The sequence below is a fragment of the Leclercia sp. UBA7405 genome, from assembly GCF_037152215.1.
Taxonomy (GTDB): Bacteria; Pseudomonadota; Gammaproteobacteria; order Enterobacterales; family Enterobacteriaceae; genus Enterobacter; species Enterobacter pneumoniae.
Genome location: NZ_JBBCMR010000001.1, coordinates 2,288,035 through 2,309,208, shown reverse-complemented (window position 1 = coordinate 2,309,208; position 21,174 = coordinate 2,288,035). Strand labels below are relative to the sequence as shown.

18 protein-coding genes are annotated in these 21,174 nt (G+C 54.5%); 16 read left to right on the top strand and 2 right to left on the bottom strand.

From position 1 onward, the window contains the following. Window positions 1-58: 58 nt before the first annotated feature. The 3 genes from WFN75_RS11270 to WFN75_RS11260 all read left to right on the top strand — a co-directional run bounded on the left by WFN75_RS11270 (window position 59) and on the right by WFN75_RS11260 (window position 3,133). On the top strand, window positions 59-553 hold the full coding sequence (locus tag WFN75_RS11270; protein WP_040074667.1) for a YfbU family protein: 495 nt from the start codon (window positions 59-61) through the stop codon (window positions 551-553). Window positions 554-564: 11 nt separating this feature from the next. After that, window positions 565-1,224 (top strand): sugar phosphatase, encoded by a 660-nt coding sequence (locus WFN75_RS11265; protein WP_046884683.1) that lies wholly within the window; start codon window positions 565-567, stop codon window positions 1,222-1,224. A 76-nt stretch (window positions 1,225-1,300) separates the two neighbouring features. Continuing rightward, on the top strand, window positions 1,301-3,133 hold the full coding sequence (locus WFN75_RS11260) for an SLC13 family permease (RefSeq protein WP_336996171.1): 1,833 nt from the start codon (window positions 1,301-1,303) through the stop codon (window positions 3,131-3,133). Window positions 3,134-3,178: 45 nt separating this feature from the next. Here the strand turns inward: WFN75_RS11260 and yfbR are convergent, their stop codons facing one another. Continuing rightward, a complete protein-coding gene (gene yfbR / locus WFN75_RS11255; protein ID WP_040074673.1) occupies window positions 3,179-3,778 on the bottom strand; it encodes a 5'-deoxynucleotidase in 600 nt (199 codons plus the stop codon). A 92-nt stretch (window positions 3,779-3,870) separates the two neighbouring features. Further along, on the bottom strand, window positions 3,871-5,085 hold the full coding sequence (gene alaA / locus WFN75_RS11250) for an alanine transaminase AlaA (RefSeq protein ID WP_046884686.1): 1,215 nt from the start codon (window positions 5,083-5,085) through the stop codon (window positions 3,871-3,873). A 943-nt stretch (window positions 5,086-6,028) separates the two neighbouring features. Between alaA and lrhA the strand changes: the two genes are divergently transcribed. From lrhA to nuoM, 13 genes are all read left to right on the top strand, one after another. Beyond that, window positions 6,029-6,967 (top strand): transcriptional regulator LrhA, encoded by a 939-nt coding sequence (gene lrhA / locus WFN75_RS11245; protein WP_046884687.1) that lies wholly within the window; start codon window positions 6,029-6,031, stop codon window positions 6,965-6,967. Window positions 6,968-7,598: 631 nt separating this feature from the next. Continuing rightward, window positions 7,599-8,039, top strand: coding sequence for an NADH-quinone oxidoreductase subunit NuoA (gene nuoA / locus WFN75_RS11240; protein WP_032612789.1), 441 nt, complete (start codon window positions 7,599-7,601; stop codon window positions 8,037-8,039). A 15-nt stretch (window positions 8,040-8,054) separates the two neighbouring features. After that, the gene (gene nuoB, locus WFN75_RS11235; RefSeq protein ID WP_032612787.1) at window positions 8,055-8,729 is read left to right on the top strand and encodes an NADH-quinone oxidoreductase subunit NuoB; all 675 of its coding nucleotides are present in this window, start codon (window positions 8,055-8,057) and stop codon (window positions 8,727-8,729) included. Between the two features lie 90 nt (window positions 8,730-8,819). Then, a complete protein-coding gene (gene nuoC / locus WFN75_RS11230; protein WP_154298765.1) occupies window positions 8,820-10,622 on the top strand; it encodes an NADH-quinone oxidoreductase subunit C/D in 1,803 nt (600 codons plus the stop codon). 2 nt (window positions 10,623-10,624) lie between these two features. Continuing rightward, window positions 10,625-11,125, top strand: coding sequence for an NADH-quinone oxidoreductase subunit NuoE (nuoE, locus tag WFN75_RS11225; RefSeq protein ID WP_006176513.1), 501 nt, complete (start codon window positions 10,625-10,627; stop codon window positions 11,123-11,125). After that, window positions 11,125-12,462: an NADH-quinone oxidoreductase subunit NuoF gene (gene nuoF, locus WFN75_RS11220; protein ID WP_046884688.1), complete on the top strand. Its 1,338-nt coding sequence runs from the start codon at window positions 11,125-11,127 to the stop codon at window positions 12,460-12,462. Before nuoE ends, nuoF begins: the two co-directional genes overlap by 1 nt. A gap of 145 nt (window positions 12,463-12,607) precedes the next feature. Continuing rightward, window positions 12,608-15,331, top strand: coding sequence for an NADH-quinone oxidoreductase subunit NuoG (nuoG, locus tag WFN75_RS11215; RefSeq protein ID WP_212477681.1), 2,724 nt, complete (start codon window positions 12,608-12,610; stop codon window positions 15,329-15,331). Continuing rightward, a complete protein-coding gene (gene nuoH, locus WFN75_RS11210) occupies window positions 15,328-16,305 on the top strand; it encodes an NADH-quinone oxidoreductase subunit NuoH (RefSeq protein WP_040074682.1) in 978 nt (325 codons plus the stop codon). The genes nuoG and nuoH overlap by 4 nt, the downstream gene beginning before the upstream one ends. A 13-nt stretch (window positions 16,306-16,318) precedes the next feature. Then, on the top strand, window positions 16,319-16,861 hold the full coding sequence (gene nuoI / locus WFN75_RS11205) for an NADH-quinone oxidoreductase subunit NuoI (protein ID WP_003861491.1): 543 nt from the start codon (window positions 16,319-16,321) through the stop codon (window positions 16,859-16,861). Between the two features lie 10 nt (window positions 16,862-16,871). Next, window positions 16,872-17,426 carry an NADH-quinone oxidoreductase subunit J gene (gene nuoJ / locus WFN75_RS11200; RefSeq protein WP_040074683.1) on the top strand — a complete coding sequence of 185 codons (555 nt, stop codon included), beginning with the start codon at window positions 16,872-16,874 and terminating at the stop codon, window positions 17,424-17,426. Next, window positions 17,423-17,725 carry an NADH-quinone oxidoreductase subunit NuoK gene (nuoK, locus tag WFN75_RS11195; RefSeq protein ID WP_040074684.1) on the top strand — a complete coding sequence of 101 codons (303 nt, stop codon included), beginning with the start codon at window positions 17,423-17,425 and terminating at the stop codon, window positions 17,723-17,725. The genes nuoJ and nuoK overlap by 4 nt, the downstream gene beginning before the upstream one ends. Further along, window positions 17,722-19,563, top strand: coding sequence for an NADH-quinone oxidoreductase subunit L (gene nuoL / locus WFN75_RS11190; protein ID WP_040074685.1), 1,842 nt, complete (start codon window positions 17,722-17,724; stop codon window positions 19,561-19,563). Before nuoK ends, nuoL begins: the two co-directional genes overlap by 4 nt. A gap of 76 nt (window positions 19,564-19,639) precedes the next feature. Beyond that, window positions 19,640-21,169, top strand: a complete 1,530-nt coding sequence (nuoM, locus tag WFN75_RS11185) for an NADH-quinone oxidoreductase subunit M (RefSeq protein ID WP_040074686.1) — start codon at window positions 19,640-19,642, stop codon at window positions 21,167-21,169. The last annotated feature ends 5 nt before the right edge of the window (window positions 21,170-21,174 follow it).

Here is a 21,174-nt window from a genome sequence, read left to right as displayed (position 1 = left end):
GTAACCCTTAGTTACCGTGTCTTTTTTTTAGGTTGCTTCGCGCAACAGGAGTCGAATGATGGAAATGACTAATGCTCAACGTCTGATTTTGTCTAATCAGTACAAAATGATGACCATGCTTGATCCCGACAACGCAGAGCGCTATCGCCGCCTGCAGACTATCGTCGAACGTGGCTTTGGCCTGCAGATGCGCGAACTGGATCGCGAGTTTGGCGAATTAAAGGAAGAGACCTGCCGCATTGTCATTGACATCATGGAGATGTATCACGCATTGCACGTCTCATGGGCTAACCTGAAAGACGCGCAGATAATTGATGAGCGTCGTGTGACCTTCCTCGGTTTTGATGCTGCCACCGAAGCGCGTTACCTGAGCTACGTCCGCTTTATGGTTAACACCGAAGGGCGTTACACCCACTTCGATGCCGGTACGCATGGCTTTAATGCCCAGACCCCGATGTGGGACAAATATCAACGTATGCTGAGCGTCTGGCACGCCTGCCCGCGCCAGTACCATCTGAGCAGCAACGAAATTCAACAAATCATTAATGCCTGACGGAGGTCGATGTGCAGTGTAAAGGTTTTCTGTTTGATCTGGACGGTACGCTGGTGGATTCCTTACCGGTGGTTGAGCGCTCATGGTGCCGCTGGGCCGACAGGCACGGTATTAGCCATGATGAAGTCCTCCATTTCATCCATGGCAAACAGGCCATTACCTCTTTACGTCACTTTATGGCGGGCAGCACTGAAGAAGAAATTCAGGCCGAGTTTCGCTGGCTGGAGCAGCTAGAGGCGAAGGATACCGACGGCATAGTCGCGCTACCAGGCGCGCATGCGCTGCTTCGTCACCTGAATGAATCACAGATTCCGTGGGCTATCGTCACCTCCGGCTCGGTTCCGGTGGCGCACGCCCGCCATAAAGCGGCGGGTTTGCCAACGCCTGAAGTCTTTGTCACCGCCGAGCGTGTCGCTCGCGGCAAGCCGGAGCCCGACGCCTTTTTGCTGGGCGCCGAGCTGCTAGGGCTGGCACCAGAACAGTGCGTGGTGGTGGAAGATGCAGCTGCCGGCGTCCTTGCCGGGCTGGCGGCGGGGTGTCATGTCATCGCCGTGAATGTACCTGCCACGGCGCCGCGCCTGAATGAAGCCGGTTTTGTGCTGACTTCGCTGGCAGCCATTGAGGTCAGCAAAACGGCCGACGGAACGGTAACCGTGACGCAGAAAATGTAATCCCATGATTTAGCCCCACAACTGTGGGGCTTTTTTATGGCAGTATGCTGTCACTCTTTTCTGACAAGGACCTGTTGTGAACGGTGAATTAATCTGGGTATTGAGCCTGCTGGTCTTCGCCATCATTCTCTTTGCTACCGGTAAAGTGCGCATGGATGCCGTGGCATTACTGGTGATAGTGGCGTTCGTGCTAAGCGGCACCCTCACGCTCCCCGAAGCGTTATCGGGCTTTAGCGATCCGAACGTTATTTTGATTGCCGCACTCTTTATTATTGGTGATGGGCTGGTACGCACCGGCGTCGCCACCAGTATGGGCTCCTGGCTGGTGAACGCCGCAGGCAGCAGCGAAACCAAAATGCTTATCCTGCTGATGCTGACCGTGGCCGGACTGGGAGCCTTTATGAGCTCTACCGGCGTAGTGGCCATCTTTATCCCGGTGGTGTTAAGCGTCTGCATGAGGATGCAGATCCCGCCATCACGCCTGATGATGCCGCTCAGCTTCGCCGGGCTTATCAGCGGCATGATGACGCTGGTAGCAACGCCACCCAACCTGGTGGTTAACAGCGAACTTTTGCGCGAAGGGCTGCAGGGATTTAGCTTTTTTAGCGTCACGCCGCTGGGGTTGGTGATTCTGGTGCTGGGTATTGCCTACATGCTGCTGACTCGCTTTGTCCTGAAGAGCGAAACGCAGGATAAATCCCGGGACGGCTGGAAGCGCCGCACATTTCGCGATTTGATCAAAGAGTATCGCCTGACCGGGCGGGCCCGTCGTCTGGCTATCCGCCCAGGCTCCCCCCTGATTGGTCAACGGCTGGACGATCTTAAACTGCGTGAACGATACGGCGCGAACGTGATTGGGGTAGAGCGCTGGCGCCGTTTTCGGCGGGTGATCGTGAATGTTAACGGTGTATCTGAATTCCGCGCCCGTGACGTATTACTTATCGACATGTCCTCTGCCGATGTCGATCTGCGTGAATTTTGCAGTGAGCAGTTGCTGGAGCCGATGGTGCTGCGGGGAGAGTATTTCTCCGATCAGGCGCTGGACGTGGGGATGGCAGAAATTTCGCTGATTCCCGAATCGGAGCTGCTGGGCAAGACCATGCGCGAGATCGGTTTTCGTACGCGCTATGGGCTCAATGTAGTGGGATTGAAGCGTGACGGCGTGGCAATGGATGGCGCCGTGGTGGATGAACCCTTACAGCTGGGCGACATTTTCCTGGTGGTGGGGAACTGGAAACTCATCACTCAGCTCGGCCAGCGCGGACGCGACTTTGTGGTCATGAACCTGCCCGTTGAGGTGAGTGATGCCTCACCGGCTCACAGCCAGGCACCACATGCTATTTTCTGTCTGGTGCTGATGGTCGCGCTGATGTTAACGGATGAGATCCCTAACCCGATTGCGGCGATTATCGCCTGCCTGCTGATGGGGAAATTCCGCTGTATTGATGCACAAAGCGCCTATAAGGCAATCCACTGGCCGAGCATCATACTCATCGTCGGGATGATGCCGTTTGCGCTGGCGCTGCAAAAAACGGGCGGGGTAGATTTGGTGGTTAAAGGATTGATGGAACTCGGCGGCGGATATGGGCCTTACATGATGCTAATCTGCCTGTTTGTAATGTGCGCCACCATTGGTCTGTTTATCTCCAATACCGCCACGGCTGTGCTGATGGCGCCCATTGCGCTGGCGATGGCGAAATCGATGGGGGTCTCGCCTTACCCGTTTGCAATGATGGTGGCGATGGCCGCTTCAGCCGCCTTTATGACCCCGGTCTCTTCTCCGGTTAACACGCTGGTACTGGGGCCCGGGAACTACCGGTTTAGCGATTTCGTAAAATTGGGCGTGCCTTTTACCGTGCTGGTTATGGTGGTGTGCGTCATTATGATCCCGGTGCTGTTTCCATTTTAATACCGCACGTAATTCGGGTGGCGACAGCGCCACCCGGCCCGGAAATTACAGTGGGGAATCCTGGCTAATCTCATCCAGCGACAGGTGGAAGCTCGGGACAAATACCTGCATAAAGTAATCCATTTCGTCACTGCGACGGGCTTCCAGCGTCTTTTCCAGGCGCGTTTTCGCCAGCAAGAATTCGTGATTGCCGGCCGAGAGCTCCTCAAGGCATTTCAGATAAGCACAGAGCGCATCTGCCTGCTTAACCAGAGACTTCTCTTCCTCGCTGTATTGGTGTTCGTCGATCAGGGGGGCAAAAATATCGCGCAGCTCTTCAGGCACCATGTCGACCAGTTTCTGCTGAGCTATTTTTTCAATCGCTTTGTACTCCTGAGCAATCTGCGAATTGAAATACTTCACCGGCGTGGGCAGATCCCCTGTCAGCACTTCAGAAGCATCATGATACATCGCCAGCAGTGCGATTCGCTCTGCGTTCACCTGTCCGTTGAATTTGCGGTTTTTAATGGCGGCCAGCGCATGGGCAACCATGGCGACCTGCAGACTATGCTCTGAGACGTTCTCGGTCCGCACGTTGCGCATCAGCGGCCAGCGGTTAATCAGTTTCAGGCGGGAAAGGTGGGCAAAGAAATGACTCTCACTCATAGGGTACCTTTTGTCTAACACGGCGACAGACTTCATTGTGAGGGGAGGGGCGGGCAGATGCAAATCGGGCTGCCGTTGGCAGCCCGGAAGGTTTACTGATGATACCCAGAGAGGAATCGACCAAAACGACTGACCGCCATCTCAAGTTCATCCTCACGCGGCAGGGTAACAATGCGCACATGATCCGGCCATGGCCAGTTGAACGCCGTCCCCTGGACCAGCAGCACTTTTTCTTGCAGCAGGAAGTCGAGCACCATTTTTTGATCGTCAAAGATGTTAAAGCGTTTGATGTCGATTTTCGGGAACATATAGAGCGCGCCTTTTGGCTTCACGCAGGAGACGCCCGGAATGTCATTAATCAGCTCCCATGCGCGATTACGTTGCTCATACAGGCGACCGCCTGGCACGATAAATTCGCTAATGCTCTGATAACCACCCAGCGCCGTCTGAATAGCGTGCTGGGCTGGTACGTTGGCGCACAGGCGCATCGAGGCCAACATTTCCAGCCCTTCGATATAGCCTTTGGCGTGCTTTTTCGGGCCGTTCAGAACCATCCAGCCCTGACGGAAACCGGCGACGCGGTAGGTTTTAGACAGGCCGTTGAACGTGACGGTCAGCAGATCGGGAGCCATCGCGGCGATAGAGTGGTGTTGCGCTTCGTCGTAAAGGATCTTGTCGTAAATTTCGTCGGCGAAGATGATCAGGTTATGCTGACGGGCGATCTCAACGATCTCCATCAAGAGCTCTTTTGAATAGACCGCACCCGTTGGGTTGTTCGGGTTGATGATCACGATGCCGCGGGTGCGAGGGGTAATTTTAGCGCGGATATCGTCCAGATCAGGGAACCAGTCGGATGACTCATCACAGAGGTAATGCACCGCTTTACCACTGGAAAGCGAGACAGCGGCGGTCCAGAGTGGGTAATCCGGCGCGGGCACCAGCATTTCGTCACCGCTGTTGAGCAGCGCCTGCATGGCCTGCACGATCAGCTCTGATACGCCGTTGCCAATATAGATATCTTCTACCGTAACATCGCGCATCCCGCGAGCCTGGTAGTGCTGCATAATGGCTTTACGGGCGGAGTAAAGCCCTTTCGAATCACAGTAGCCCTGTGCGGTAGGCAGGTTTCGGATCACATCAACCAGTATTTCATCCGGGGCATCGAAACCAAATGGCGCCGGGTTACCGATATTGAGCTTGAGAACTTTATTGCCTTCTTCTTCGAGGCGTTTGGCCTCTTTAAGAACGGGCCCGCGGATGTCATAACAGACGTTATCTAATTTACTGGATTTTTCGATAGGGGACATGAACCTTTGACCTTTTAACTGTTATTGCCACTCCCTGCCGTGGAAGTCAGCACGAAACAATGTACTCCTTGAAAGGCCTTTTTTAAAGCATGAGCAGAAGAAGATTTTGCTAATTAAGAAAAACTATCATTAAAATTTTAATCTACTATTTGCGTTATGACGAATAAGACCTGCCACGGGTTCGTTATAATCTGGTGTAAAGTTTTGCAAGTGACATCTTTTACTGGATTTTACGCTAACGGATCAATCGGCATTAGCTTCGCAGACCGATATACAGAGGTTTCCCCTGGCAATTTTTCGTAAATGCTGAATTAATTGCGATTATCACAATTCAAATCCCGCTTTATATAAACGTTGATCATGTGAATATAATGTTAAGTATAATTAATGAATAATCTTTTTTTAAATTATTGTGTATTTCAAAATAAGGGTGAAATCGTAACTTTCGTTAATATTAATAAAAATAATTTAGACTCTTATCAACAGGGTTAAATCATCCGGGATGCAATAAGACTTATAAATAAAATGGATTTAGGTTAAGATGATGCAACAGGCCTGCAGTACGCGATTGCGGCTTGTTGTAAATCTTAGTTGTGCCTCCATTAATAGCATATTGTTATTAATAGATTTATCTTTACCCGGAGAAGCGAAGCGACGCCCATTGCTGCTTTAGCTTGACTACGATAAAGTTGAGCCTGAAGCGCCACTGCCTTTCGTGCATTACCTAATCCGGTAAAAATTTATATTTACTGAACGTAAAGCCAATAAAAATATCGTCAGATACGTTGTGTTTGACGACGGATATACCTGGACTTCAACTTTCTGTCTGGCAGTCTGCCGGTCGGGATTACAAGGATTCTTGTTCAGAAGGACCTGTTTTACTTTTACGCACACAGCTTCTACCCGAGGCAGCTCCGCATGAGCCACCTGTAAGTGAAAAGATATGATGAATGCAAATCGTCCGATACTGAACCTCGATCTCGATCTGCTGAGAACTTTTGTTGCAGTCGCCGATCTGAATACATTTGCAGCTGCGGCTGCGGCAGTCTGCCGTACCCAATCGGCTGTTAGCCAACAAATGCAACGACTGGAACAACTGGTCGGAAAAGAGCTTTTTGCCCGCCACGGCCGCAATAAACTTCTGACTGAACATGGTATTCAGCTGCTGGGCTATGCCAGAAAAATACTTCGCTTCAACGATGAAGCCTGCACGTCGCTAATGTTTAGTAACCTACAGGGTGTCTTAACCGTAGGGGCGTCTGATGAGTCGGCTGATACTATTTTGCCTTTCCTGCTTAATCGTATTAGTTCGGTTTATCCGAAGATTGCGTTGGACGTCAGGGTTAAACGCAATGCGTTTATGATGGAGATGCTGCAGGAGCAGGAAGTAGACCTGGTCGTCACAACCCAACGAATGGAGCATTTCAGTTGCCTGACGCTCCGTACGTCACCTACTCACTGGTATTGTGCAGCCGAGTATCAACTGCAGCGCGGCGAGCCCATCCCGCTGGTACTGATGGATGACCCCAGCCCGTTCCGCGACATGGTTCTGGCCACATTAAATGCCGCTAATATTCCCTGGCGTCTCGCCTACGTAGCGACAACCCTGCCAGCCGTCCGTGCGGCGGTGAAAGCTGGACTGGGGGTCACCGCGCGCCCGGTTGAGATGATGAGCCCGGATTTACGAGTATTAGGCAAATCAGACGGGCTGCCGATGCTGCCCGATACGGAATATTTGCTGTGTCATAACGCGACTAGTCAGAACGAGTTAGCGCAAACCATCTTCTCGGCAATGGAAAATTATCAGAATCCATGGCAGTACAATAATGTTACCCCGGAAGGAGGGGATGACTCTCTCGTCATCGAAGGAGATTTTGAATAAAAGTTCGGCAATTTCCTCGTAACAAAATGTAAGTGTTAAAAAAGAGCCACTGACGCCACTTTCGCGCGCTGTGGTTCTTTTTTTGCAATTCGATTTGAAAAGTTTTTGTTAAGTAAAGTTAATTTTATTGCTTATCAACATTATATGGATTACGCGCTGTATTCGTTACTCCCATTCTTACAGCTTATGGTTGTCAATTTGCATGTTAAAAAAACAGCGAAGATGTTGCCGTTTTTTTGATTGAATTAACAAAAGCGTGTCTCAGATCAAGAAAATACTCCTCTTTGGGGGGAGGAATCAGCGACAAATCCTGTCAAAATAGGAGGGTAATCTTTTTTTTACATCAAAACGGACACGATTCAACAGTATGCAGTTGACCAAATGTCATGTTCCCGCCAGGGTTAAAGGGCATTAAATGTTAACGAGAATCGTTCGATGTAATTTAATGTGAAGAAACCTTTGTTAAAGTTGACAAAAGGTTATAGAAAGGAGTAAAAAACCACATCATTTTGCTGTCTATGTCTCATTTCTGACAGTTGGTGTAAGGTTATTTGTTCCTCCCCATGAATCGATGTGATGCCCATCTGCCAGCAAGAGCAGTGTCGTCGGTATCACTTTTGATGAGTAAGCAATGAGTATGTCAACATCCACAGAAGTCATCGCTCATCACTGGGCATTCGCAATCTTTCTTATTGTAGCCATTGGCCTGTGCTGCCTGATGTTAGTCGGCGGCTGGTTCCTGGGCGGTCGCGCCCGCGCAAGGCACAAAAACACACCTTTTGAATCAGGTATTGATTCTGTAGGTACTGCTCGCTTACGCCTGTCTGCCAAGTTCTATCTGGTAGCCATGTTCTTCGTCATCTTCGACGTTGAAGCGCTCTATCTTTTCGCATGGTCTACCTCCATTCGTGAAAGTGGTTGGGTGGGCTTTGTCGAGGCCGCAATTTTCATTTTAGTGTTACTGGCCGGTCTGGTTTATCTGGTGCGTATTGGCGCGCTGGACTGGACACCTGCACGTTCACGTCGTGAACGTATCAACCCGGAAAACAGTATCTCTAATCGTCAGCAGTAACAGCGAGGCAATAAGATGGATTATACGCTCACCCGCATAGATCCTAACGGTGAGAATGACCGTTACCCCCTGCAAAAACAGGAGATCGTAACCGACCCCCTGGAGCAAGAAGTCAATAAAAGCGTGTACATGGGCAAACTCGAAAATGCCATGCACGATATGGTCAACTGGGGTCGTAAAAACTCCATCTGGCCGTATAACTTTGGTCTTTCTTGCTGCTACGTTGAAATGGTGACGTCATTCACTGCGGTGCATGACGTTGCGCGTTTTGGTGCAGAAGTACTGCGTGCCTCTCCGCGTCAGGCTGACCTGATGGTGGTGGCCGGTACCTGCTTTACCAAAATGGCACCGGTCATTCAGCGTCTGTACGACCAGATGCTCGAGCCAAAATGGGTTATTTCCATGGGCGCTTGTGCAAACTCAGGCGGAATGTACGACATTTACTCCGTTGTCCAGGGCGTAGATAAGTTCATCCCGGTTGATGTGTACATCCCAGGTTGCCCGCCGCGCCCGGAAGCTTACATGCAGGCGCTGATGCTGCTGCAGGAGTCGATTGGCAAAGAACGCCGTCCGCTCTCCTGGGTGGTAGGCGACCAGGGTGTCTATCGCGCGAACATGCAGTCTGAGCGCGAGCGTAAACGCGGCGAACGTATTGCAGTGACCAACCTGCGTACGCCTGACGAAATTTAATTTGCGCCTGCGGGCGGTGGAGAAAAGCTTCGTACATCACTATTCAAATAGCGCGAAGCCCCGCCTGGCAGTCACCACGGACCATTTGCAATGGTGAACAATATGACCGACTTAACCGCGCAAGACGCCGCATGGCAAACACGGGATCACCTGGATGACCCGGTCATTGGCGAACTGCGCAACCGTTTTGGGCCGGATGCCTTTACTGTTCAGGCCACCCGCACCGGGGTACCCGTTGTTTGGGTGAAGCGTGAGCAATTACTGGAAGTTGTCGATTTCCTCAAGAAATTGCCAAAACCTTACGTCATGCTGTTTGACTTACACGGCATGGATGAACGTCTGCGTACGCACCGTCACGGGTTACCCGCGGCGGATTTTTCCGTTTTCTACCACCTGATCTCAATAGACCGCAACACGGATATCATGCTCAAGGTGGCCTTGTCTGAAAACGACATGCATCTGCCGACGATCACCAAAATTTTCCCGAACGCGAACTGGTATGAGCGTGAAACCTGGGAAATGTTTGGTATGACTTTCGATGGCCACCCAAATCTGACGCGCATCATGATGCCGCAGACCTGGACCGGCCACCCGCTGCGTAAAGACTATCCGGCCCGTGCGACCGAATTCGACCCGTTTGAGCTGACCAAAGCCAAGCAGGATCTGGAGATGGAAGCGCTGACCTTCAAGCCGGAAGACTGGGGCATGAAGCGCGGTACCGATAACGAGGACTTCATGTTCCTCAACCTCGGTCCAAACCACCCGTCTGCGCACGGTGCCTTCCGTATTATTCTTCAGCTTGATGGCGAAGAGATTGTCGACTGTGTTCCGGACATCGGTTACCACCACCGTGGTGCTGAGAAGATGGGCGAGCGTCAGTCCTGGCACAGCTATATTCCGTATACCGACCGTATCGAGTATCTGGGCGGCTGCGTTAACGAAATGCCATACGTGCTGGCCGTTGAGAAACTGGCAGGGATCACCACGCCGGATCGCGTTAACGTAATCCGCGTTATGCTGTCTGAACTGTTCCGTATCAACAGCCATCTGCTGTACATCTCCACGTTCATTCAGGACGTCGGTGCGATGACCCCGGTCTTCTTCGCCTTTACCGACCGTCAGAAAATTTACGATCTGGTGGAAGCAATCACCGGTTTCCGTATGCACCCGGCCTGGTTCCGTATTGGCGGCGTCGCACACGACCTGCCGCGCGGCTGGGACCGTCTGCTGCGTGAGTTCCTCGACTGGATGCCGAAACGTCTCGCCTCCTACGAGAAAGCTGCGCTACGCAACTCCATTCTGAAAGGCCGCTCTCAGGGCGTTGCTGCCTATGGCGCGAAAGAAGCGCTTGAGTGGGGCACAACAGGTGCAGGTCTGCGCGCTACCGGTATCGATTTCGACGTGCGTAAAGCCCGTCCATACTCTGGCTACGAGAACTTCGACTTTGAAATCCCGGTTGGCGGTGGTGTTTCCGACTGCTATACCCGCGTGATGCTGAAAGTGGAAGAGCTGCGTCAGAGTCTGCGCATCCTTGAGCAGTGCCTCAACAACATGCCGGAAGGGCCGTTTAAAGCGGATCACCCGCTGACCACGCCACCGCCGAAAGAGCGCACGCTGCAACATATCGAAACCCTGATCACCCACTTCCTGCAGGTTTCCTGGGGTCCGGTCATGCCGGCGCAAGAATCCTTCCAGATGATTGAAGCGACCAAGGGTATCAACAGTTACTACCTGACCAGCGACGGCAGCACCATGAGCTACCGTACCCGCGTGCGTACGCCAAGTTTTGCGCACCTGCAACAGATCCCGGCCGCCATTCGCGGCAGTCTGGTCTCCGACCTGATTGTTTATCTGGGTAGTATCGATTTTGTTATGTCAGATGTGGACCGCTAATTATGCACGAGAATCAACAACCACAGACCGAGGCTTTTGAGCTGAGTGAAGCAGAGCGTGCCGCCATTGAGCACGAGATGCACCACTACGAAGACCCGCGTGCGGCGTCCATTGAAGCGCTGAAAATCGTTCAGAAACAGCGTGGCTGGGTGCCGGATGGGGCGATCTATGAGATTGCAAAAGTGCTGGGTATTCCGGCAAGTGACGTTGAAGGCGTAGCCACGTTCTACAGCCAGATCTTCCGTCAGCCGGTAGGCCGCCATGTGATCCGCTACTGTGACAGCGTTGTTTGTCACATCACGGGCTATCAGGGCATTCAGGCCGCCATTGAGAAGAAACTCAATATCAAGCCGGGCCAGACAACCTTTGATGGTCGCTTTACCCTGCTGCCAACCTGCTGCCTGGGTAACTGCGACAAGGGGCCGACCATGATGATTGATGAGGACACTCACAGCCATCTGACGCCGGAAGCGATTCCTGACCTGCTGGAGCAGTATAAATAATGAAAAATATTATTCTGACTCCCGAAACCCATCCGCTGACCTGGCGTCTTCGCGACGACAAGCAGCCGGTGTGGCTGGAAGAGTATCAGGCGAAAAACGGCTATGCTGGCGCGCGCAAGGCGCTCGGCGGTATGGCCCCGGATGAGATCGTCAATGCGGTTAAAGATGCTGGCCTGAAAGGGCGCGGCGGCGCGGGCTTCTCCACCGGTCTGAAGTGGAGCCTGATGCCAAAAGACGAATCCATGAACATCCGTTACCTGCTGTGTAACGCTGATGAAATGGAGCCAGGTACCTATAAAGACCGCCTGCTGATGGAGCAGCTGCCGCACCTGCTGGTGGAAGGCATGCTGATCTCCGCGTTTGCGCTGAAAGCCTACCGTGGCTACATCTTCCTGCGCGGCGAGTATATCGAAGCGGCAGAAAACCTGCGTCGCGCGATTGCCGAAGCGACCGAAGCCGGTCTGCTCGGTAAAAACATTCTGGGCACCGGTTTTGACTTCGAACTGTTCGTGCACACCGGGGCAGGGCGTTATATCTGCGGTGAAGAGACCGCGCTGATTAACTCCCTGGAAGGTCGCCGTGCGAACCCACGTTCCAAGCCGCCGTTCCCGGCCAGCTCCGGCGTGTGGGGTAAACCGACCTGCGTTAACAACGTCGAAACCCTGTGTAACGTTCCGGCGATCCTCGCCAATGGCGTGGAGTGGTATCAGGGCATCTCTTCAAGCAAAGATGCCGGCACCAAGCTGATGGGCTTCTCCGGCCGCGTGAAGAATCCTGGCGTCTGGGAACTGCCGTTCGGTACCACCGCGCGTGAGATTCTTGAAGACTACGCGGGCGGCATGCGTGATGGCCTGAAGTTCAAAGCCTGGCAGCCGGGTGGAGCAGGAACAGACTTCCTGACCGAAGCTCACCTCGACCTGCCGATGGAATTTGAAAGCATTGGTAAAGCGGGTAGCCGTCTGGGTACGGCGCTGGCGATGGCCGTCGACCACGAGATCGGCATGGTTCCGCTGGTGCGTAACCTGGAAGAGTTCTTTGCCCGCGAGTCCTGCGGCTGGTGTACGCCATGCCGTGACGGACTGCCGTGGAGCGTGAAAATTCTGCGTGCTATCGAACGTGGCGAAGGTCAGCCTGGTGATATCGAGACACTTGAGCAACTGTGTCGATTCCTGGGCCCAGGTAAAACCTTCTGTGCCCACGCACCGGGTGCCGTCGAGCCGCTGCAGAGCGCGATTAAATATTTCCGCGAAGAATTCGAAGCGGGCATCAAGCAGCCGTTCAGCAATACCCATTCGATCAATGGTATTCAGCCGAACCTGCTCAAAGCACGCTGGTAATTCCCCCTTGCCCCGGACCTCTTCCTCAAGGGAGAGGGAGAAAACCGGGCTCTATCCTCTCCTTCAGGGAGAGGGGTAGGGTAAGGGTGATAAAAAGAATTTTGATTAACGCTCGAAGCAATTCGAGCCAACTGGAAGCATGCTAATGGCTACGATTCATGTAGACGGCAAAGAATACGAAGTCAACGGGGCGGACAACCTGCTAGAAGCTTGTCTGTCTCTTGGCCTCGATATTCCGTACTTTTGCTGGCATCCGGCGCTGGGCAGCGTCGGTGCTTGCCGCCAGTGTGCGGTAAAGCAATATCAAAACGCGGAAGACACGCGTGGTCGCCTGGTGATGTCCTGTATGACGCCGGCCACCGAAGGCACGTTTATTTCGATTGATGACGAAGAAGCCAAACAGTTCCGCGAAAGCGTGGTGGAGTGGTTGATGACCAACCACCCGCACGACTGTCCGGTGTGTGAAGAGGGCGGTAACTGCCACCTTCAGGATATGACCGTCATGACCGGTCACAGCTTCCGTCGCTATCGCTTTACTAAGCGTACCCACCGTAACCAGGACCTGGGGCCGTTCATCTCTCACGAAATGAACCGCTGCATCGCCTGCTACCGCTGCGTGCGTTACTACAAAGATTACGCAGACGGTCAGGATCTGGGCGTGTATGGCGCGCATGACAACGTCTACTTCGGTCGTCCGGAAGATGGCGTGCTGGAAAGCGAATTCTCCGGTAACCTGGTAGAAATCTGCCCGACCGGCGTATTCACAGATAAAACGCACTCCGAGCGCTACAACCGTAAATGGGACATGCAGTTTGCACCAAGCATCTGCCAGCAGTGTTCCCTCGGCTGTAACACCAGCCCGGGTGAGCGTTACGGCGAACTGCGTCGTATCGAAAACCGTTACAACGGTACCGTTAACCACTACTTCCTCTGCGACCGCGGTCGTTTCGGCTATGGCTACGTGAACCTGAAAGACCGTCCGCGTCAGCCGGTTCAGCGCCGTGGCGATGACGTCATCACCCTGAACGCCGAGCAGGCGATGCAGGGCGCGGCTGATATTTTGCGTCAGTCGAAGAAGGTGATCGGTATCGGCTCCCCGCGCGCCAGCATCGAAAGCAACTTCGCGCTGCGCGAGCTGGTTGGGGCAGAAAACTTCTATACCGGTATCGCGAAGTCAGAGCAGGAACGTCTGCAGCTGGTACTGAAAGTGCTGCGTGAAGGTGGCGTTCACACCCCTGCGCTGCGCGAAATTGAATCTTATGACGCGGTGCTGGTGCTGGGTGAAGATCTGACTCAGACCGGCGCACGTGCGGCTCTGGCGGTTCGTCAGGCGGTGAAAGGTAAAGCGCGTGAAATGGCAGCGGCCCAGAAAGTGGCTGACTGGCAGATTGCGGCGATCCTGAACATCGGTCAGCGCGCGAAGCATCCGCTGTTTGTAACCAACGTCGACAATACCCGTCTGGACGACATCGCCGCGTGGACCTACTGTGCACCGGTGGAAGATCAGGCACGCCTGGGCTTCGCCATCGCGCATGCGCTCGATAGTAACTCTCCGGCCGTTGAACTGGATCGAGACCTGCAAAACAAGGTTGACGTAATTGTTCAGGCCCTGGCGGGCGCGAAGAAACCGCTGATTATTTCCGGCACCAACGCCGGTAGTGCCGAAATCATTCAGGCGGCAGCGAACGTTGCTAAAGCCCTGAAAGGCCGCGGCGCGGACGTGGGTATCACCATGATTGCCCGTGCGGTGAACAGCATCGGTCTGGGTATGATTGGCGGCGGCTCGCTGGAAGACGCGTTAAGCGAACTGGAATCCGGTTCTGCTGACGCCGTTGTGGTGTTGGAAAACGACCTGCATCGCCACGCCTCTGCCGCTCGCGTTGACGCAGCGCTTTCAAAAGCGCCGCTGGTGATGGTCATTGACCATCAGCGCACCGCGATTATGGACAAAGCGCACCTGGTGCTCTCTGCGGCAAGTTTCGCCGAAAGCGACGGTACGGTCATCAACAACGAAGGACGCGCACAGCGCTTCTTCCAGGTTTACGACCCGGCCTACTACGACAACAACATTATCATGCTGGAAAGCTGGCGCTGGCTGCACTCGCTGCACAGCACCCTGCTCAGCCGTGAAGTGGACTGGACGCAGCTCGACCACGTTATTGATGCGGTAGTCGAAAAACTGCCTCAACTGGCCGGTATCAAAGACGCGGCGCCGGAAGCGAGCTTCCGTATTCGCGGTCAGAAACTGGCGCGTGAGCCGCACCGCTACAGCGGCCGTACCGCGATGCGTGCCAACATCAGCGTGCATGAGCCTCGTCAGCCGCAGGACAAAGACACGATGTTTGCCTTCTCGATGGAAGGGAACAACCAGCCGTCTGCACCGCGTTCACAGATTCCGTTCGCATGGGCTCCGGGCTGGAACTCACCGCAGGCATGGAACAAGTTCCAGGCTGAAGTGGGCGGCTCCCTGCGCCACGGCGATCCGGGCGTACGCCTGATTGAAGCCTCTGAAACCGGTCTGGACTTCTTCACGACCGTGCCGGCGAGCTTCCAGGCGGAAGAGGGTAACTGGCGTATTGCACCTTACTACCATCTGTTCGGTAGCGATGAAATGTCCCAGCGCTCTCCGGTCTTCCAGACCCGTATGCCGCAGCCGTACATCAAGCTCAATCCGGCGGACGCCGCGAAGCTTGGCGTTAACGCGGGTGCGAACATCGCTTTCAGCTACGATGGCCAGACGATCAGCCTGCCGCTGATTATCTCCGAAGGTTTGACCGCCGGCCAGGTGGGTCTGCCGATGGGTATGCCTGGCATCGCGCCAGTTCTGGCGGGTGCGCGTCTTGATAACCTGCAGGAGGCAAAAGCATGAGTTGGTTAACGCCGGATCTTATCGACATCCTGCTGAGCATTCTGAAGGCGGTTGTGATTCTGCTGGTGGTGGTCACCTGCGGTGCATTCATGAGCTTTGGTGAACGTCGCCTGCTCGGTCTGTTCCAGAACCGTTACGGGCCGAACCGCGTGGGCTGGGGGGGGTCACTCCAGCTGGTCGCGGACATGATCAAGATGTTCTTTAAAGAGGACTGGATCCCGAAATTCTCGGATCGCGTCATCTTTACGCTGGCCCCAATGATCGCCTTTACCTCGCTGCTGCTGGCGTTTGCTATCGTTCCCGTCAGCCCGACCTGGGTTGTGGCTGACCTGAACATCGGCATCCTGTTCTTCCTGATGATGGCAGGCCTCGCGGTTTACGCGGTACTGTTCGCAGGCTGGTCCAGTAACAACAAATACTCACTGCTGGGTGCGATGCGTGCTTCCGCGCAGACCCTGAGCTACGAGGTGTTCCTTGGGCTCTCCCTGATGGGCGTGGTGGCGCAGGCCGGTTCATTCAACATGACCGACATCGTCAACAACCAGGCCGACATCTGGAACGTTATCCCGCAGTTCTTTGGTTTTGTTACCTTTGCTATCGCAGGCGTGGCGGTGTGTCACCGTCACCCGTTTGACCAGCCAGAAGCCGAACAGGAACTGGCCGACGGTTACCACATTGAATATTCCGGTATGAAGTTCGGTCTGTTCTTCGTGGGCGAGTACATCGGTATCGTCACCATTTCCGCGTTGATGGTAACGCTGTTCTTTGGTGGCTGGCATGGCCCGTTCTTACCGCCATTCATCTGGTTCGCGCTGAAAACCGCGTTCTTTATGATGATGTTTATTTTGATTCGCGCAGCGTTACCGCGTCCTCGTTATGACCAGGTAATGTCCTTCGGCTGGAAAGTGTGCCTGCCGCTGACGCTCGTCAATTTATTGGTAACGGCAGCTGTCATTCTCTGGCAGCAGCCATAAGGGGCTTTAGACCATGACCTTAAAAGAATTATTGGTAGGTTTCGGCACCCAGGTACGCAGTATCTGGATGATCGGCCTGCACGCGTTTGCAAAACGCGAAACCCGGATGTACCCGGAAGAGCCGGTATATCTGCCGCCGCGCTACCGTGGCCGTATCGTGCTGACGCGCGATCCGGACGGTTCAGAGCGCTGCGTAGCCTGTAACCTGTGTGCGGTAGCCTGTCCGGTAGGCTGTATCTCTCTGCAGAAAGCAGAGACGGTCGATGGCCGCTGGTACCCGGAGTTTTTCCGCATCAACTTCTCACGCTGCATCTTCTGCGGTCTGTGTGAAGAAGCGTGCCCAACCACGGCGATTCAGCTGACTCCAGACTTCGAGCTGGGTGAGTACAAGCGTCAGGATCTGGTGTACGAGAAAGAGGATCTGCTGATTTCCGGTCCGGGCAAATACCCGGAATATAACTTCTACCGGATGGCGGGTATGGCAATCGACGGCAAAGATAAGGGCGAAGCAGAGAACGAAGCTAAGCCTATCGACGTCAAGAGCCTGTTACCGTAAGGAGAGGGCAATGGAATTCGCTTTTTATATCTGTGGCCTTATCGCCATCCTGGCTACGCTGCGAGTGATTACGCACACCAACCCGGTGCATGCGCTGCTCTATTTAATCATCTCGCTGCTGGCTATTTCCGGGGTGTTCTTTGCGCTGGGCGCGCACTTCGCCGGTGCGCTGGAAATCATCGTTTACGCCGGTGCCATTATGGTGCTGTTCGTCTTCGTGGTGATGATGCTGAACCTGGGCGGCTCCGAAATTGAGCAGGAACGTCAGTGGTTAAAACCGCAGGTGTGGATTGGCCCGGCGATTCTGTCGGCCATCATGCTGGCGGTGATTGTTTACGCCATTCTGGGCGTGAACGATCAGGGCATCGACGGCACGCCGATCAGCGCCAAAACCGTGGGTATTGCCCTGTTTGGCCCGTACGTTCTGGCGGTTGAGCTGGCCTCAATGCTGCTGCTGGCGGGCCTGGTTGTTGCCTTCCACGTTGGTCGCGAAGAGCGCGTCGGCGAGGTGCTGAGCAACCGCACTGACGACCGCGCGAAAAGAAAAACGGAGGAGCGCGCATGATCCCCTTAACACATGGACTGATCCTCGCTGCGATTTTGTTCGTCCTGGGCTTAACCTGTCTGGTTATCCGCCGCAATCTGCTGTTTATGCTGATTGGACTGGAAATCATGATTAACGCTTCGGCGCTGGCCTTCGTGGTCGCCGGGAGCTACTGGGGCCAGGCCGATGGTCAGGTGATGTACATTCTTGCTATCAGCCTCGCGGCTGCCGAAGCGAGTATTGGCCTGGCGCTGTTGCTGCAGCTCCATCGTCGCCGCCAGAACCTGAACATCGATTCAGTAAGTGAGTTGCGTGGATGAACATGCTTGCCTTAACCATTATTTTTCCGCTGATTGGCTTCCTGCTGCTGTCGTTCTCACGCGGCCGCTGGTCTGAGAATCTCTCTGCCACCGTTGGTATGGGGTCTGTCGGTCTGGCTGCGCTGGTCACGGCGTATGCGGGTATCGACTTCTTTAATAACGGGCGTCAGGCCTTTAGCGTTCCACTGTGGACCTGGATGTCGGTAGGCGATTTCAACATCGGCTTTAATCTGGTGCTGGACGGACTGTCGCTGACCATGCTCTCTGTGGTCACCGGCGTGGGCTTCCTGATCCACATGTTCGCCTCCTGGTATATGCGCGGTGAAGAGGGTTACTCCCGCTTCTTCGCCTACACCAACCTGTTTATCGCCAGCATGGTTGTCCTGGTGCTGGCCGATAACCTGCTGCTGATGTATCTCGGCTGGGAAGGGGTGGGTCTCTGCTCTTACCTGCTGATCGGTTTCTACTACACCGATCCGAAGAATGGCGCAGCGGCCATGAAAGCGTTTGTCGTAACCCGCGTGGGTGACGTCTTCCTCGCCTTCGCGCTGTTCATTCTCTACAACGAACTGGGCACGCTGAACTTCCGCGAAATGGTGGAACTGGCGCCGGCGCACTTCGAGGCAGGTAATAACATGCTGTGGTGGGCGACGCTGATGCTGCTGGGTGGTGCTGTGGGTAAATCCGCACAGCTGCCGCTGCAGACATGGCTGGCCGACGCGATGGCGGGCCCGACGCCTGTCTCCGCGCTGATCCACGCCGCAACCATGGTGACCGCAGGGGTTTATCTGATTGCGCGTACCCATGGTCTGTTCCTGATGACCCCGGAAATTCTGCATCTGGTGGGTATCGTGGGTGCCGTAACGCTGGTGCTGGCAGGTTTCGCCGCACTGGTGCAGACCGACATCAAGCGTGTTCTCGCGTATTCCACCATGAGCCAGATCGGCTACATGTTCCTGGCGCTGGGCGTTCAGGCGTGGGACGCGGCCATTTTCCACCTGATGACTCACGCGTTCTTTAAAGCGCTGCTGTTCCTCTCATCCGGTTCGGTGATTCTGGCCTGCCACCACGAGCAAAATATCTTCAAAATGGGCGGACTGCGTAAGTCCATCCCGCTGGTTTACGCTTGCTTCCTGGTGGGCGGCGCGGCGCTGGCGGCACTGCCGCTGATCACCGCGGGCTTCTTCAGTAAGGACGAAATCCTTGCGGGCGCCATGGCGAATGGTCATATCAATCTGATGGTTGCGGGTCTGGTCGGTGCATTCATGACCTCCCTGTACACCTTCCGTATGATTTTCATCGTCTTCCACGGTAAAGAACAAATTCACGCTCACGCAGGGAAGGGGATTACCCACCACCTGCCGCTGATTGTACTGCTGGTACTGTCCACCTTCGTTGGCGCGATGATCGTGCCACCGCTGCAGGGCGTACTGCCGGCAACCACCGAGCTTGAGCACGGTCGCGTTCTGACCCTCGAAATCACCTCCGGTGTGGTCGCGATTGCGGGCATCCTGATTGCGGCATGGCTGTGGCTGGGCAAACGTACGTTGGTGACTGCGGTTGCTAACAGCGCGCCGGGCCGTCTGCTGGGGACCTGGTGGTACAACGCGTGGGGCTTCGACTGGCTGTACGACATGATCTTCGTGAAACCGTTCCTCGGCATTGCGTGGCTGATTAAGCGCGATCCACTGAACTCACTGATGAACATTCCGGCAATCCTCTCTCGCTTTGCAGGTAAAGGCCTGCTGTTCAGCGAGAACGGTTATCTGCGCTGGTATGTGGCGTCCATGAGCATCGGTGCGGTTGTCGTGCTGGCGCTGCTGATGGTATTGCGTTGATCGTTAAGTGAATTTTATTCGAATTCGTTGAAAATCAGGCCCCTGCTGGGGGCCTTAAAAAGGAATGCAAATCGCCATGTTACTACCCTGGCTAATATTAATTCCCTTCATCGGCGGCTTCCTGTGCTGGCAGACTGAACGCTTTGGCGTGAAGATGCCGCGCTGGATTGCGCTGATTACCATGGGATTGACGCTCGCGCTTGGCCTGCAACTGTGGTTGCAGGGTGGCTACTCCCTGACGCAGTCTGCGGGCATTCCGCAGTGGCAGTCGGAGTTTATTCTGCCGTGGATCCCACGCTTTGGCATAACCATTCACCTGGCTATTGACGGCCTGTCGCTGCTGATGGTGGTGTTGACGGGTCTGCTCGGTGTTCTGGCGGTGCTCTGCTCCTGGCGAGAAATCGAAAAATATCAGGGCTTCTTCCACCTGAACCTGATGTGGATCCTGGGCGGCGTTATCGGCGTGTTCCTTGCCATCGACATGTTCCTGTTCTTCTTCTTCTGGGAGATGATGCTGGTGCCGATGTACTTCCTGATCGCGCTGTGGGGCCATAAGGCATCCGACGGTAAAACGCGTATCACGGCGGCTACCAAATTCTTCATCTATACCCAGGCGAGCGGTCTGGTGATGTTGATTGCGATTCTGGCGCTGGTATTCGTGCACTACAACGCGACCGGTGTCTGGACCTTCAACTACCAGGATCTGCTGAAGACGCCAATGTCTCACGGTGTTGAATATCTGCTGATGCTGGGCTTCTTCATTGCCTTCGCGGTGAAAATGCCGGTGGTTCCTCTGCACGGCTGGCTGCCGGATGCGCACTCTCAGGCACCGACGGCAGGTTCCGTTGACCTGGCAGGCATCCTGCTGAAAACCGCGGCCTATGGTCTGCTGCGTTTCGCACTGCCGCTGTTCCCGAACGCCTCTGCTGAATTTGCGCCGATTGCGATGTGGCTCGGTGTGATCGGTATCTTCTACGGCGCGTGGATGGCTTTCACGCAGTACGACATCAAGCGTCTGATTGCTTACACCTCTGTCTCCCACATGGGCTTCGTGCTGATTGCTATCTACACTGGCAGCCAGCTGGCGTACCAGGGGGCGGTGATTCAGATGATTGCGCACGGTCTCTCTGCGGCCGGTCTCTTCATCCTGTGTGGCCAGCTGTACGAACGTCTGCACACCCGCGACATGCGTCAGATGGGCGGTCTGTGGAGCAAAATTAAGTGGCTGCCGGCGATGTCGATGTTCTTCGCGGTGGCGACGCTGGGGATGCCTGGCACCGGTAACTTCGTCGGCGAATTTATGATTCTGTTCGGCAGCTTCAAAGTGGTGCCGGTTATTACCGTGATCTCTACCTTTGGTCTGGTGTTCGCTTCCGTCTACTCCCTGGCGATGCTGCACCGCGCCTATTTCGGTAAAGCGAAGAGTGAAATCGCTGCCAAAGAGCTGCCGGGGATGTCGCTGCGTGAGCTGTTCATCATCCTGCTGCTGGTCGTACTGCTGGTGCTGTTGGGCTTCTTCCCGCAGCCGATTCTGGATACCTCGCACAGCGCGATGGGTAACATCCAGCAGTGGTTTGTTAATTCTGCTTCTACTACAAGGCCGTAAATCGC